At 70.3% G+C, this 13,264-nt stretch carries 14 protein-coding genes and 1 pseudogene; 4 read left to right on the top strand and 11 right to left on the bottom strand.

Annotated elements, in window-relative coordinates; genetic code table 11:
• Positions 1 to 16: 16 nt before the first annotated feature.
• The 5 genes from ACWDNU_RS14350 to ACWDNU_RS14330 all read right to left on the bottom strand — a co-directional run bounded on the left by ACWDNU_RS14350 (position 17) and on the right by ACWDNU_RS14330 (position 5,055).
• On the bottom strand, positions 17 to 889 hold the full coding sequence (locus ACWDNU_RS14350; RefSeq protein ID WP_449669124.1) for a nucleotide disphospho-sugar-binding domain-containing protein: 873 nt from the start codon (positions 887 to 889) through the stop codon (positions 17 to 19).
• 100 nt (positions 890 to 989) lie between these two features.
• Complete coding sequence (locus ACWDNU_RS14345; RefSeq protein ID WP_449669123.1) at positions 990 to 3,545, bottom strand: ABC transporter permease; 2,556 nt, start codon at positions 3,543 to 3,545, stop codon at positions 990 to 992.
• Positions 3,542 to 4,309 (bottom strand): ABC transporter ATP-binding protein, encoded by a 768-nt coding sequence (locus ACWDNU_RS14340; protein WP_370934870.1) that lies wholly within the window; start codon positions 4,307 to 4,309, stop codon positions 3,542 to 3,544. The genes ACWDNU_RS14345 and ACWDNU_RS14340 overlap by 4 nt, the downstream gene beginning before the upstream one ends.
• Positions 4,306 to 4,536 carry a hypothetical protein gene (locus ACWDNU_RS14335; RefSeq protein ID WP_344272109.1) on the bottom strand — a complete coding sequence of 77 codons (231 nt, stop codon included), beginning with the start codon at positions 4,534 to 4,536 and terminating at the stop codon, positions 4,306 to 4,308. Before ACWDNU_RS14335 ends, ACWDNU_RS14340 begins: the two co-directional genes overlap by 4 nt.
• A 99-nt stretch (positions 4,537 to 4,635) precedes the next feature.
• Positions 4,636 to 5,055, bottom strand: a complete 420-nt coding sequence (locus tag ACWDNU_RS14330; protein ID WP_449669122.1) for a hypothetical protein — start codon at positions 5,053 to 5,055, stop codon at positions 4,636 to 4,638.
• Positions 5,056 to 5,125: 70 nt separating this feature from the next.
• Between ACWDNU_RS14330 and ACWDNU_RS14325 the strand changes: the two genes are divergently transcribed.
• A complete protein-coding gene (locus ACWDNU_RS14325; protein ID WP_449669121.1) occupies positions 5,126 to 5,836 on the top strand; it encodes a TetR/AcrR family transcriptional regulator in 711 nt (236 codons plus the stop codon).
• Between the two features lie 68 nt (positions 5,837 to 5,904).
• Here ACWDNU_RS14325 and ACWDNU_RS14320 read toward each other — a convergent pair whose 3' ends face one another.
• Positions 5,905 to 6,840, bottom strand: a complete 936-nt coding sequence (locus tag ACWDNU_RS14320; RefSeq protein ID WP_344268423.1) for an LLM class F420-dependent oxidoreductase — start codon at positions 6,838 to 6,840, stop codon at positions 5,905 to 5,907.
• A gap of 25 nt (positions 6,841 to 6,865) precedes the next feature.
• Positions 6,866 to 7,486, bottom strand: coding sequence for a TetR/AcrR family transcriptional regulator (locus ACWDNU_RS14315; RefSeq protein ID WP_354751052.1), 621 nt, complete (start codon positions 7,484 to 7,486; stop codon positions 6,866 to 6,868).
• Between the two features lie 133 nt (positions 7,487 to 7,619).
• Between ACWDNU_RS14315 and ACWDNU_RS14310 the strand changes: the two genes are divergently transcribed.
• Together ACWDNU_RS14310 and ACWDNU_RS14305 are read left to right on the top strand one after the other, a co-directional pair.
• Positions 7,620 to 8,141 carry a hypothetical protein gene (locus ACWDNU_RS14310; RefSeq protein WP_449669120.1) on the top strand — a complete coding sequence of 174 codons (522 nt, stop codon included), beginning with the start codon at positions 7,620 to 7,622 and terminating at the stop codon, positions 8,139 to 8,141.
• A gap of 19 nt (positions 8,142 to 8,160) precedes the next feature.
• Positions 8,161 to 9,105 carry an oxidoreductase gene (locus ACWDNU_RS14305; RefSeq protein ID WP_449669119.1) on the top strand — a complete coding sequence of 315 codons (945 nt, stop codon included), beginning with the start codon at positions 8,161 to 8,163 and terminating at the stop codon, positions 9,103 to 9,105.
• Here the strand turns inward: ACWDNU_RS14305 and ACWDNU_RS14300 are convergent.
• From ACWDNU_RS14300 to ACWDNU_RS14285, 4 genes are read right to left on the bottom strand one after another with little or no spacing between them, the layout of a single operon-like run.
• Positions 9,086 to 10,519 carry a sensor histidine kinase gene (locus ACWDNU_RS14300; protein WP_449669118.1) on the bottom strand — a complete coding sequence of 478 codons (1,434 nt, stop codon included), beginning with the start codon at positions 10,517 to 10,519 and terminating at the stop codon, positions 9,086 to 9,088. The genes ACWDNU_RS14305 and ACWDNU_RS14300 overlap by 20 nt on opposite strands.
• 17 nt (positions 10,520 to 10,536) lie before the next feature.
• Entirely contained in the window at positions 10,537 to 11,232 is a 696-nt protein-coding gene (locus ACWDNU_RS14295; protein ID WP_449669181.1) for a response regulator transcription factor, read from the bottom strand.
• A 34-nt stretch (positions 11,233 to 11,266) separates the two neighbouring features.
• Entirely contained in the window at positions 11,267 to 12,040 is a 774-nt protein-coding gene (locus ACWDNU_RS14290; protein ID WP_449669117.1) for an ABC transporter permease, read from the bottom strand.
• Positions 12,037 to 12,945 (bottom strand): ABC transporter ATP-binding protein, encoded by a 909-nt coding sequence (locus ACWDNU_RS14285; protein ID WP_449669116.1) that lies wholly within the window; start codon positions 12,943 to 12,945, stop codon positions 12,037 to 12,039. The genes ACWDNU_RS14290 and ACWDNU_RS14285 overlap by 4 nt, the downstream gene beginning before the upstream one ends.
• Positions 12,946 to 13,073: 128 nt before the next feature.
• Between ACWDNU_RS14285 and ACWDNU_RS14280 the strand changes: the two are divergent.
• Positions 13,074 to 13,264 (top strand): annotated as a pseudogene (locus tag ACWDNU_RS14280) (lipoyl synthase); the annotation flags it as partial.

The raw sequence follows: 13,264 nt of genomic DNA, 5'->3' as shown, positions 1-13,264 counted from the left end.
CCTAGCGGCCCCACATTCAGCTGGCCAGCGCGGCGGCGACCACGCGGGGGGCCGGCAACGCGGCCACCTCCGCACGCAACGCGCTCGCACCGGCACGAAGCGTTTCGTCCGTCAGCTGGGAAATCCCTTCTGCAGCACCGGAAAGCCCCGCACCCGCCGCCGTGACGCGGGTACCGAAGGCGGATTCGGCCAACGACAGCTGCGGCAGTCCGTACGCCACCGCGGCAAGGGCCAAAGCCTCGTCGCCGTCGTGCACCACCGCCGCACAGGTCGGCAATACGGCGGCCGGTGGCGCGGCGTCGACGAGCTTCAATTTCTGCGGCAATTCGAGCCCAGCGGGCAACTCTGCCGCACAGACGACTTCAGCATCCACATCGGACAGTTCCCGGAAGACCGGCTCATACCACGACGGATCATTCAGCGACAGAAGAATGCGAGCCCGACGCGCCTTGCGGCGTAACCAAGTCGGGATCTCAACCGGACCGAAGTACGGCACGTGCCGCAACGGCTGTCCGGGAGATTCCCGCAAGGAAGGCGGAACGACATCGAGCGTGAGGTCCGCGGCAACGTCCGGCTCATCAGCTGTTCCCAGCACGCGCACGGCCTTAGCGTCGACCGCGCGGGCGGCAGCGATTCCGGCGGAGGCATTCGAGATCACCGCCGCAGGCCGCCACAATTGCGCGAACTCGACCAGCGCCGCGGATTCGGTCAGCGCCGCGTCGCCGTCCTCGAGCTCGACCGCGACGCAGCCGGTGCGGAGGATTTCCTCGACGAACGCGGGCCGTCCGGCGATTTTGACGTCGTGCCCGGCACTTCGCAGCGCCCACGCCAGCGGCACCAGAGTGTGGAGACGGGCCGTTGACGACGGCGCGGCCAGGAGTACACGCATGGGGATCACTCCAGATACGACAAAGACCGGGCCGGCCCGGTGCGGACAGTCGTCACGAGACTATCCACCCCGGGCCGGCCCGGCGTACCCCTAGAAACCGTTACTGGCCGGGCATTTTCACCGCTTCGATCGCGTTGCGGCGCATCGCCAGCCTTGCCGAGAGCGCGGTCGCCGGCCACACGATCAGGAAGATCGCGAGCACCACGCCGAGGAACACCCAGATCGGCCCGGACGGAATGATCTCGCCGGTGGTCAGCGCCATCGGGATCACGGTGAAGAGCGAGATCACAATGCCGAGCACCAGCCCGGTCACCGCCACGATCCCGCCTTCCACGAACAACATCCGCCGCACCTGCCCGCGATCGGCACCGGCGAGCCGTTGCGCGCCGAACTCCCGTCGGCGAGCCAGCACGGCCACCGCGAGCGTGTTCACCGCGGCGATCGCGGCGTACGCGATGGCGAGCACGGCCAGCAGGTAGTTGATCAGCGCCTCGACATCAGCACTCGCCTGGAAGCTCGCGGCGAGCGCACTGTCGTCGCCGACCGTGACCCCGGGCCAATCCTTCGCCCGGTCGGACAGCGCCGACACGACCGCGCTGGCGTCCCCGCCCCGCACGAGCACTTGCGACGCCAGGCCGCTGGTGGTGTGCGCGGCCAGGAGGTCCGCGGGCAGGATCATGCTCGCGTAGCTGGACGGGCTGTCCAGCAGCGCGACCACGGTCACCGGGACCTGCGCCCCGTCGCCGAGCCGCATCTTGATGTTCGAGCCGACCTTCACTTCCAGCTTCTCGGCGACCGACGCGGGCAGCGCCACGGAATTCCCGCGCAGCTGCGTCAGCGAGCCTTCGGTGACCTCGGTGGCGAGCACCGTGCCGCCCTGGTCCTGCGCAGCGACACCCAGCAGCCGCAGCGGATCGCTTCCGTTGCCGTCGTAGGGATCCTCGACCCAGCCGGAGCTGGTGACGAGCGGCGACGAGGTCGCCACCCCTGGCGTGCTGCGGATCTGCGCGAGCTCGTCCGGCGAGAACCCGCCCGCGGTCGAGCTGACCACCGCGTCCGCCTTCAACTGCCCGGCATACGCGGCGATCTGCGCTTTTTGGGCGGTGGTCTCGGAATACACGTTGCCGAGCGCGACCGCGCTGGCGAGCGTGATCGGCGTGAGCACCGCCGCGAACGCGACCGCCCGCGCCCGGGTGTTGATGACCGCGAGCGTGGCGTCGCGGCCGGCGACCCGGCGCACGAACGGACCGAACCGGTCCACCACCCACGCGATGATCTCCGGGCCGAGCAGCGCGACGCCGATCGCACCGGTGAGCACCGCCGGTCCGCCGATCGCCGCCGCGGTGTCGGCGGGCATGAAGATCGTGGTCGCGGCGAGCAGAACCGTGGCCGCGCCGCAGATCAACGCACCCATCCGGCGCATCGCGTTCACCTTGACGCCCGGGATCGCCGCTTCGGCCAGCGCTTGGATGGGCCGGGCCCGCGCGGCGGCCAGCGCGGCGAACCACGCGGCCCCGAAGGTGATCGCGAGCGTGACGATGATCCCGCCCGCGAACGCGATGATGTCCTGGGTGAAGGCGAGTTCGTCCGGCACGATGCCGAGCGAGCCGCTGGTGCTGAAGATCCAGTTTCCGAGCAGGCTGCCCAGGAACGCCCCGCACACCGCCGCGATCACGCCGACCGCCATCGTCTCCATGACGACCATGCGGTGCACCTGTTTCGGCGTTGCCCCGGTCGCCCGCAGCAGCGCGAGTTCCTGCTGCCGCTGCCGGACGGTGAGGCTGATCGTCGCGGAGACGACCAGCGCCATCACGACCAGCACCATGCCGCCGAACACCGCCGCGAGCAGGATCAGCGGCAGCTGGCTTCCGCTCACGCCGAGGAATTCGGCCGAACCGCGGTCGTCGCCGGTCAGCACGGTGAGCGAGGGAACCTGCGCGGAGATCTTGCCCGCCAGGTCCGCCGCGTCGACGTCGGCAGCCGGGAAAACGCCGACGAGCCCGACCGTGCCGGGATGCGGGTTGAACCGCTGGGCATCCGTGACCGAGAAGAAGAACGCGGGCGCGCGCACGGTCTGCGAAGGCTGCGCGATCCCGGAAATCTGGAACGACTGCCGCTGCCCGTTCACCGCCAAGTCAACGGCCGAACCCGCGTGCAGCCCAGCCGCGGCCGCAGTAGTCGCGTCAATGACCACTTGCCCCGGCGTGTTCGGGGCCGCGCCCTCGGTGAGCTTGTATCCGCCCAGCGAAGCCGAATCCCAGCCGTGTCCGGAAAGGACAGCCGCACCCGACTCGGCGGGCGCGCCGTCGTGCAGCAGCACGGTCGCGAACGACACGTCCGGCACCGCCTGCCCGACGCCCTGCACCGCGGAGATCTTCGCGACCTGGTCCTCCGGCAGCACCGCACGCTCGGCGTACGGGACGACCTGGGATTCCTCGTCGGGCAGCTTGAACCCGGCGGACCCGCCGACCACGAGCGGCGCCGCGGACAGCCGTTCCGGCGCGGCCTTCAGCACGATCGCCGTCTCGAACAGCCCGGCGCACGCGATCAGCAGACCGCAGCCGATGAGGATGGCGACGAACGACGCGAGCGACGCCGCCGCGCGGTACCGGAGGCTCGACAGCGCGAGCGCGAGCACCACTCGCCGCGAACTCACCGCTGCCTCCTCGCTTGCTCGCCGAGGTGCGCCAGGGTGCTCGCGACCGCGTCGACGCTGGGCGTGGCCATCTGGGTGACGATCCGGCCGTCGACCAGGAACAGCACGTTGTCCGCGTGGGACGCCGCGACCGGGTCGTGGGTGACCATCACGATGGTCTGGCCCGCGCTGACCAGCTCGCGCATCAGGCCGAGCACCTCGAGCGCGGTGGTGGTGTCGAGCGCGCCGGTGGGCTCGTCGGCGAACACCACGGCCGGGCGGGCGGCGAGCGCACGGGCAATCGCGACGCGCTGCTGTTGCCCGCCGGACAGTTCGCCGGGCCGGTGCTTCACGCGCTGGGACAGCCCGACGCGCGCGATCACCTGGTCCACCCACGCCTTGTCCGGCGCGCGGCCGGCCAGGAGCGTCGGCAACGTGACGTTCTGTTCCACGTTCAGCGCCGGCATGAGGTTGAACGACTGGAAAATGAACGCGACGTGCTCGCGGCGCAGCTCGGTGAGCTGGGTTTCGTTCTTGCCCTTGAGGTCGGTCCCCACAAGGGTGACCGTGCCCGAGGTCGGCGTGTCCAGCCCCGCCGCGCAGTGCAGCAGCGTGCTCTTGCCGGACCCGGACGGGCCCATCACCGCGGTGAAGGTGCCTGCCGGGAAGGCAACGGACACGCCGGCGAGCGCTTCGACGGCGCTCTCGCCGCGGCCGTACGTCTTGTGCACCGCGTCCAGCTGGACCGGTGTTGCCACGGAAGTGGTGGTGGGCACGTCGTTCACTCCGATCCGTTCCCGGAACCGCGGCGCTCGAGCGACCACCAGACCGCGAGCACGATCGCGCCTCCGCCCAGCGTCCACAGCCAGAAGGGCGACTTGAAGGACATGCTGATGAGGCTCATCAGCAGCCAGATCACGAACTGGACCCCCGTGATGGCGGCCCAGGCGATCGTGACGATTCGGCGAGCGAGTCCGCTCCCGGAGCGGGTCTTCTCGGTGCTCTCCGACATGAGGCCCCCCAATACGGCTTCGACGGAGTCGGGATTAATTGCGTAAGGCTTGCACAGTTTAGCGGACTCCCGCTGACGGGGGAACCCCAGGGGTTCCGCTCAGGACGCCCGGCCGGCCGTGGCCCGCGCCCGCCGGTCGAAGTCCCGGACGCTCCACACGCCCGCGACCAGCACTCCGCCGCCCAGATAGACCCAGAGCAGCCACAGCGGATCCCACTGCCCGCCGATCACCCCGATCCCGAACCAGATCAGCGTGTTGACCGCCGCGACCACCGCCCAGAGCCCGAACGCGAGCTTCGGCGCGGCCTCCAGCAGCGGAGGCGGCGACCCGGACGCACGCCCTTCGACCGCGGCCCGCAACGCCGCGTGCGACCCGGCAAGCCGAATCCGAGCCAGCCTTCGAGCCGCTTCCTGCCCGTCGCAGACCCCTTCGGAACGGGCGTGCTCAACCTCGGTAGCCGCCAGCTTCCGGTCCAATTCGGTGACCTTCCCGAATCCGAACCGGTTGGTCTCGCTCACGTTGGCTCGCCCCCAGACCAGATCAGTGTAAGACTTGCACAGTTTACTGAAAGACGTACCGGAGCGAAAGATGCCGATCGAGCCCGATCCCCGAGCCCTGCCGCCGGGCCTGACCCCAGCCTGGCTGGGCGCCCCCCGTCCCCGCCGAGGACCGAAGCCGTCGCACACCGTAGAGGCGGTCGTAGCGGCAGCCGTCGAACTGGCCGACACCGAAGGCCTGACCGCCGCGTCACTGCCGAACATCGCGTCCGCGCTGGGCCTGACGACCAACGCGCTGTACCGCTACGTGAGTTCCAAGGACGAGCTGCTGATCCTCCTGGCCGAGGCAGGCTTCGGCCCGCCTCCCGCTGCTCCGGTTGGCCTGGACTGGCGCTCCGCCGTCCGCACCTGGGCGGATGCCGCTACCAAGCGATACGCAGCGCGCCCGTGGCTGCTGGACGTCCGCGAGGGCTTGACCCCACACCGCCTCCGCTGGACTGAGCAGTTGCTGGCGATCTTTGTTGCGGCCGGTTTGTCCACAGTGGACGCTCTGTCTTGCTCGGAACTGGTCTCGGCGGTAGTCCGAGCAACTGCTGACCGCCGACGCACTGTGGCCGACCCGGACTCGCCGGAATCCACCGAGTACGCCGCCGAAGTGCGAGCTTTCCTGCAACCACGCTTGACCGAAGGCGACTACCCGCATCTGGCCGAACTAGCGGAGTCTCGCGAGTTCCCAGCCGCCGCCCCCGAGGACTTCGCCCTGGAACGAGTCCTGGACGGAATCGCCGCCCTGCTCCCTTAACCAGTACGTGAGGGGAACCCTGAGGGAATCAGATTCCCTCAGGGTTCCCCTCACGTACTTTCGGCGGCTCAGTCCAGCTGAGGTGCGACCTCGGAGGCCACGAACTCGATGTGGTCGAGGTCGGACAGGTCGAGCACCTGCAGGTAGAGCCGGGTGATCCCGGTCTTCTCCCGCCACTGCCCGATCCGGTCCACGATCTCCGCCGCGGTCCCGGCCAGGCCGTTGGCCCGCAGTTCGTCGGTCTCCCGGCCGATCGCGGACGCCCGGCGCGCGACCTCGGCCTCGTCCCGGCCCGCCGCCAGCACGAGCGCGACCGAGCGCAGGATCTCCTTGGGGTTGCGGCCGATCGCCTCCGCCGCCGCGTCCACGCGCTCGAACTGCGCGAGCGCGGTTTCGGCGTCCACGAACGGCAGGTTGAACTCGTCGGCGTACTGCGCGGCCAGCGCCGGGGTGCGCTTCTTGCCGCCGCCGCCGATGATCACTGGCGGCGCCGGCGACTGCGCGGGCTTCGGCAGCGCGGGCGAGTCAGCGAGCGTGTAATAGTCGCCGGAGTAGGAGAACTTCTCCCCCGCCGGGGTCTTCCACAGGCCGGTGATCACCGCGAGCTGCTCGGCGTAGCGGTCGAAGCGCTCCTTGAGCGGCGGCAGGGTGAGGCCGTAGGCGGTGTGCTCGTCGTCGTACCAGCCGGTGCCGATGCCGAATTCCACGCGCCCGCCGGACATCTGGTCCACCTGCGCGACGGAGATCGCGAGCGGGCCGGGGTGGCGGAAGGTGGCCGCGGTGACGAGCGTGCCGAGCCGGACCCGCTCGGTCTCGCGGGCGAGGCCGGCGAGGGTGATCCACGCGTCGGTCGGCCCGGGAAGGCCGTCCGCGCTGCCCATCTTGAGGTAGTGGTCGCTGCGGAAGAACGCGTCGTAGCCCGCGGCCTCAGTGGTCCGCGCGACCCGCAGCAGGTCGTCGTAGCTCGCCCCCTGCTGGGGTTCGGTGAAGATCCTCAAGTCCATGTCCGCCAGCCTAACGGCGAAACGATCAGCCCGCGGCGGGCCGTTCCTGGTCGGCGGCCGGACGGCGCAGCCGGAACAGCATCCGCATGATGACGTCCTCGATCTCGGCCCCGACCTTCTTCGGGTCGGCCGCGCCCGCGATCTCGGTGGCCGCGCTCGACAGCGCGCCGAACAACAGCCGCGCGGTCAGGTCGACCGGCACCGGCTCCACCTCGCCCGCGTCGACGAGCAGTTGCAGCCCGGACCGCACGAGCCCGAAGCTGGACTGTTCCTCGGCCTCGCGCCAGCGTTCCCAGCCCATCACGACCGGTCCCTCGTGGATGGCGATCCGCTGGTACGACGGGTCGAGGCAGCTGCGGATGAACGCCTGCAGCCCGCCCATCGCGCGCTCCCACGGCTCGCCGTCCCCGGTCATGATCTTCTGCAGCCGGTCGTAGACCAGGCTTTCGACCTGTTCGAACGCGGCCTCGAAGAGCGCCTGCTTTCCGCTGAAATGGTGGTACAGCGCGCCTTTCGTGACCCGGGCGCGTTTGGCGACCTCGTCGAGCGAGGTGCCCGCGTATCCGCGTTTGGTGAACAGTTCGACCGCGCTGTCGACCAGGGCGGAGCGGGTCGACTCGGAGTAGTCGAGTCGTCGGGACCTCATTGTCGGCACGCTCACAACCTTACGCCGGGGCCCGCCGGACCATACCCGTGGTATGTTGGCTGCGTCAGGTCCGTACCGGGAGTATGCCGCAGACCGGCAGTATGACCCGGGTCACGGAAGGGGAGCCACAACCATGAGCTGGACCGACTTCTACCGGCGGCGAGAGATCCTCGATGCCGCTGTCCGCCAGGCGAGGCGCGCACCGCAAGCGCCGCTTTCGCTGGCCGAAATCCCGGGTGCCGCCGAAGAGTTCGGCACCGAAGAGAACCTGTTGCTGGCACTGCAGTACAAGTGGACGCAGTTGCTCAGCGGCTACCTGCGCGCCGAGTTCGCCGATCCCGACGAGGCGGACGTGCCCGGCGACCAGGTCGACGCCGTCACTCGCGCGTGGCGGCAGGCGCAGCACGACCACGAAGACCTGCGCGCGGTGCTGGACGGCGCTTTGGAGCGCTGCCCCGCACTGGAACCGCTGCACCGCATCGAACTGCACACGCTGGCGCTCACCGCCGGTCTCGCCGAACCGGGCGAACCGGCCGACGAGATCGTCAAGGTCGGGCGGACGCTCGACGCGCTGATGCGCGCGGGCGACGCGGGCCCGGTCCGCAGGCGCGGCCCGGTCGGGCATCTGATGCGCCTGCTCGCGCCGAGTGCCTGACGTGTAGTTAGCTGACCCGATGAACGAACGCTGGACCGAGGCCCGGATCCCCGACCAGAGCAGCCGGACCGTCCTGATCACCGGAGCGAATTCCGGCCTCGGCCTGCGTTCGGCGGAAGTCCTTGCCGCACACGGCGCCCGCGTGCTGCTCGGCTGTCGCTCACCGGAGCGCGGCGAAACCGCGCTCGCCCAGGTCCGGGCTGCCGCTTCGGGCGCCAAACCCGAACTCGTCCGCGTGGACCTCGCCGACCTGGCGTCCGTCCGGAAAGCCGCCGCGGCCGTGCGCGAGCTCACCGGCGACGCGCTGGACGTGCTGATGAACAACGCCGGCGTCATGGCCACCGCACAAGGCCGCACCGCGGACGGTTTCGAGCTGCAGTTCGGCACGAACCACCTCGGCCACGCCGCGCTGACGTGGCTGCTGATGCCCGCCTTGCGCGGCGCACCGGCTGGCCGCGTCGTCACGCTCTCCAGCGTCGCCGCTTTCGGCGCACACCTGCACCTGGACGATCCGAATGCCGAACACCGCCCGTACCGTGCGGCAGCCGCGTACGGCCAGGCGAAACTGTCGAACCAAACCTTCGGCATCGAACTGGACCGACGCCTCCGCGCGGCGGATTCCACTGTGCTCAGCGTGCTGGCGCATCCCGGCTACAGCGCGACCGGCCTGACCACGAACATGGCGAGCTCGTACCAGAATCCCTTGGTACGCACCACGCTCCGGGAAGTGGGCAAGCTCGGCGGAATGCTGCTGGCCCAACGCGTCGAACGCGGCGCGCTGCCCCAGCTGTACGCCGCGACCGCCCCCGGCATCGAAGGCGGCGACTACATCGGACCGGTCTTCGTCGCGCGCGGACGCCCGACGAAGGTGCGGACCCTTGCGCCCGCCCGGAATCCGGAAGCCGGGACCACCTTGTGGGAGCTGACCGCCGAGCTGACCGGCGTCACTCCTGATCCGCGCTGAGTCCCAGCAACGGCAGCGCGATCCGGAAACACGCACCCTCGCCCACGGCAGTCTCCAGTTCGAGCTCGCCGTCGTGCGCTCGCGTCAGGGACCGGGCGATCGCCAGCCCGAGACCCGCATCCGCCCCAGCTGTCCTGGTCCGGGAACGGTCCGCGCGGTAGAACCGGTCGAAGACCCGTTTCGCTTGCGCCGCAGTCATTCCCGGGCCTTCGTCAGCCACCTCCAGCACCGCCCGGCCGCCCGCGGTCCCGACCCCGATGCGGACCGCGGTGCCCGGCGGAGTGTGCGCGACGGCGTTGCCGACAAGGTTGGTGACGACCTGCCGAAGCCGCGCCTCGTCGCCGTTCACCGGAGCCGGACCGGGCACGCCCTCGCCGCCAGGACCGGTCAACTCGATCGGCCGCGACGGGTCGAGCGCGCGCAACGAATGCCGGGCGTCGCCGGCGAGCGTGCGCAGGTCCATCGGCGCGCGGTCGAGCTGCGCTTCCGGAGCTTCGTCAAGCTGGGCAAGCAAAAGCAGGTCCTCGGTGAGCGCGGCGAGCCGGACCGCCTCCCGGTCGATCCGGTGCATGGCTTCGTCTACATCGGACTGTCCGGGGAGCGCGCCCATCCGGTACAGCTCGGCGGTGCCCTTGATCCCGAAAAGCGGCGTGCGCAGTTCGTGGCTGACGTCCGCGACGAACGTCCGCATCCGCGCCTCGGAGGCGGTCCGGTCGGCGAAGGCGCGCTCCAGCTGTCCGAGCATGGTGTTGAGCGACCCCGCCAAGCGCCCGATTTCCGTTCCTGGCGCGGCGATCCCGGGCACCCGGCGGCTGAGGTCGCCCCCGGCGATCGCCGCCGCGGTGTGCTCGATCCGGCGCAACGGACGCAATCCGCCGCGAAGCGCGAACCAGCCCGCACCGGTCAGCAGCACGAGCAGCACGGAGCCGGTCAGCACGCTGCTGAGCCGCAGCCGGGAGATCAGGGCGTCCGCCTCGGCGAGCGGAGCCGCCGCGATCACGGTCCCGCCCGGCGCCGGTGCCGCGACCGCACGCCAGCGCTCCGAACCGGCCCGCAGATCGGCTGGCGCGCCGTGGACGGGAAGCGACCGCAGATCCTCGGGCGAGGGCAGGGTTTCCGCCGCCAGCCGCGAAGAATGGATCCCGCCGGTCACCGCGCCGTTCGCGTCCAGATAGAGCACGTACGGGGCGTCGATGAGGTCCAGCGCCGGATCGAGCGTCTTCGTCCGGGCGTCTCCGGCGGGCAGTCCGCCGGGCGGCACCCGCGCGATCAGCTCGGTGAAACCGCGCAGCTGGGTGTCGATCCGGTCGAGCTGGTAACGCTCCAGGCTGTCCGAGACGACGGCGCTGATCAGCGTGAGCCCAGCCAGCAACAGACCCGCGGTGATCAGCAGAAGCCGGGTGCGCAACGACATCCGGCGCAGCGGATGCCTCACCGCCGCGGTTCCCGCATCACGTAACCGACGCCGTGCACGGTGTGAATCAGCTTGGGGTCGCCGGTGTCGACCTTGCGCCGCACATAGGAAATGTATGTGTCGACGATGCTGGCGTCGCCGCCGAAGTCGTACTGCCACACCCGATCGAGGATCTGCGCCTTCGACACCACGCGCCCGGCGTTCTCCATCAGGTACCGCAACAGCCGGAACTCGGTGGCGGAGACGCGGACCGGCTGCCCGGCCCGCGTCACCTGGTGGCCGTCCGCGTCGAGCACCAGCTCGCCCACCTTCACCACCTCCTGATGTCCTTGCGTGCGCCGGAGGATCGCGCGGATGCGGGCGATCAGCTCCTCCAGGTCGAACGGTTTGGTCACGTAGTCGTCGGCGCCCAGCGACAGTCCGGCGACCTTGTCCGCCTGCCGGTCGCGGGCGGTGAGGAAGAGCACCGGGACCGGCCCGCTCCGGCCGGGCCGATGCCGTTCGCGCAAGCGCCGGGCGACCTCGAAACCGTCCGCGTCCGGCAGCATCACGTCGAGCAGCACCAGGTCAGGCGGCTCCCCCTCGGCCGCGGCGACCGCTTCGCCCGCGGTCGCCGCGGACCTCACCTCGAACCCGGCGAACCGCAGCGCCGCGGACAGCAGCTCCCGCACGGTCGCCTCGTCGTCGACCACCAGCAGACGCGCGGGCGTCATCACTGCCATGCACTCCAGCGTACGGAGACCGCAGTCACACGTCCCGCCGCCGGAAGGCCGCGAAAGCGGCTGCCAGCACCACAACCACACCGGCGTACAGACCGGCGAGGTTGAGCCACGGGTCCGGATACGCCGGATCGAGCTTGACGGAGAAGATCGCCGCCGCGCCCTTGGACGGCCAGAACGTGAACAGCCACTGCATCCAGTCCGGGAAGACGCCCGCGACCGCGGGCACCAGCAGCACGATCCCGACCAGCGCGGCCAACGCGCCCGCGGTCGCCCGGATCAGCGTGCCGAGGCCGACCGCGAGCAGCGCGATCGCGGCGAGATACAGCCCGCCGCCCGCCACAGCACCGAACACCCCAGGATCGCCGAGGCTCGCGTGCGGCAACCGTTGTCCGGCGAGAAACCCTTGCCCGATCAGGAAAGCGGCGAACATCAGCACCTGCCCGGCCACGACGGCTACCGCGGCGGCGAGCACCACCTTCGCCGCGAGCAGCCGCGACCGCCGCGGCGTCGCCGTGAGCGACGACTGGATCAGGCCGGTCGCGTACTCCGACGTGACGACCAGAACGCCCAGCACCCCGATGATCAGCTGCGCGATGATGAAGGACTTGAGGCTGAGGCTGGTCGGGTCCCAAGCCGCGCGTTCCGCGGCCGTCGCTTTGGCGTACTCGGCACTCGCCGAGGACGTCGCCAGCGCGGTGATGCCGATCCCGGCGAAGAACAGGCCGCCCACGGTGTACCAGGTAGAACGCAGACTGCGGAGCTTGATCCACTCCGCCCGGAGGGTTCCGGAGATCATCATGCCGCGGCCCCCTGGTACTCGATGCTGTCCTCGGTGAGCGCGAGGAACGCGTCCTCGAGGGAAACCTGCTGCGGCGTGAGCTCGCTGAGCGCGACCCCGTGGTAGGCGGCCAGTTTTCCGACCTCGTCGCTGGTCAGGCCGGACACGACCAGCGCGCGCCCGGCACCGTCCCGCACGTTGGCCCCGGCGGCGAGCAGGTGCCGCGTGAACCCGTCCGGATCGGACGTGCGGACGAGCACCGTCCCCTCCTGACCGGCCAGCTCGTGGGTCGCGGTGTCGGAGAGCAGCTTTCCCCGGCCGATGACCACCAGATGGTCGGCGGTCTGCGCCATCTCGCTCATGAGATGACTGGACACCAGCACCGCGCGGCCTTCGCGGGCCAGCGAGCGCATGAAGTTCCGGATCCAGCGGATGCCCTCGGGGTCGAGGCCGTTCACCGGTTCGTCGAAAATCAGCACCCGGGGGTCGCCGAGCAACGCCGCCGCGAGCCCGAGCCGCTGCCGCATCCCGAGCGAAAACCCGCCCGCTCTCCGTCCGGCCACGCTCTCCAAGCCGGTACGGGCGAGCACTTCGTCGACCCGACGCCGCGGCAACCGGTTGCTCGCCGCGAGTGCGAGGAGATGGTCACGCGCCTTGCGGGCTCCGTGCACCGCACCCGCGTCCAGGAGCGCGCCGACCTCGGTGAGCGGAACCGGCAGGTCCCGGTACCGCAGCCCGCCGATCGTCACCGACCCGCCGGACGGCGCGGCGAGGCCGGTGATCATCTTGAGGGTCGTGGACTTGCCCGCCCCGTTCGGCCCGAGGAACCCGGTGACCTGGCCGGGCTCGACGGTGAACGACAGGTCGTCCACCACGGTGTCGGGCCCGTAGCGTTTCGTGAGCCCGCGTACTTCGATCGCTGTCATGCCGGCGAGAGTGCCGGGGCGGTCCGGGGGAATCCGGAGAGCTTCTGGGAGAACCCTGTGCGTTCCGGCCCGTCCCGGGGGTTGATCGGGCCCGGTTCACAGGAAAACCCCGGCGTAGGGTGGAGCCCGTGAGTGCTGCACCGGAGGGGCGGAAGTTGTTGCGGCTTGAGGTGCGCAACAGCGAGACGCCGATCGAGAAGAAGCCGTCGTGGATCAAGACGCGCGTGCGGATGGGTCCGGAGTTCACCGAACTCAAGGGCCTGGTCAAGCGCGAGGGTCTGCACACGGTTTGCGAAGAAGCTGGTTGTCCCAACATCTA

Source organism: Amycolatopsis sp. NPDC003676, assembly GCF_053587275.1.
Note: the sequence above shows the minus strand (reverse complement) of the source record. Positions and strands in the feature narration are given on the sequence as shown.

What these genes read in the sequence shown, in the direction of transcription:
- ACWDNU_RS14350 (WP_449669124.1), bottom strand. Translation starts at nt 889, where the DNA reads ATGCGTGTACTCCTGGCCGCGCCGTCGTCAACGGCCCGTCTCCACACT.
- ACWDNU_RS14335 (WP_344272109.1), bottom strand. Translation starts at nt 4,536, where the DNA reads ATGTCGGAGAGCACCGAGAAGACCCGCTCCGGGAGCGGACTCGCTCGC.
- ACWDNU_RS14325 (WP_449669121.1), top strand. Translation starts at nt 5,126, where the DNA reads ATGCCGATCGAGCCCGATCCCCGAGCCCTGCCGCCGGGCCTGACCCCA.
- ACWDNU_RS14320 (WP_344268423.1), bottom strand. Translation starts at nt 6,840, where the DNA reads ATGGACTTGAGGATCTTCACCGAACCCCAGCAGGGGGCGAGCTACGAC.
- ACWDNU_RS14315 (WP_354751052.1), bottom strand. Translation starts at nt 7,486, where the DNA reads ATGAGGTCCCGACGACTCGACTACTCCGAGTCGACCCGCTCCGCCCTG.
- ACWDNU_RS14310 (WP_449669120.1), top strand. Translation starts at nt 7,620, where the DNA reads ATGAGCTGGACCGACTTCTACCGGCGGCGAGAGATCCTCGATGCCGCT.
- ACWDNU_RS14305 (WP_449669119.1), top strand. Translation starts at nt 8,161, where the DNA reads ATGAACGAACGCTGGACCGAGGCCCGGATCCCCGACCAGAGCAGCCGG.
- ACWDNU_RS14300 (WP_449669118.1), bottom strand. Translation starts at nt 10,519, where the DNA reads ATGTCGTTGCGCACCCGGCTTCTGCTGATCACCGCGGGTCTGTTGCTG.
- ACWDNU_RS14295 (WP_449669181.1), bottom strand. Translation starts at nt 11,232, where the DNA reads ATGACGCCCGCGCGTCTGCTGGTGGTCGACGACGAGGCGACCGTGCGG.
- ACWDNU_RS14290 (WP_449669117.1), bottom strand. Translation starts at nt 12,040, where the DNA reads ATGATGATCTCCGGAACCCTCCGGGCGGAGTGGATCAAGCTCCGCAGT.
- ACWDNU_RS14285 (WP_449669116.1), bottom strand. Translation starts at nt 12,945, where the DNA reads ATGACAGCGATCGAAGTACGCGGGCTCACGAAACGCTACGGGCCCGAC.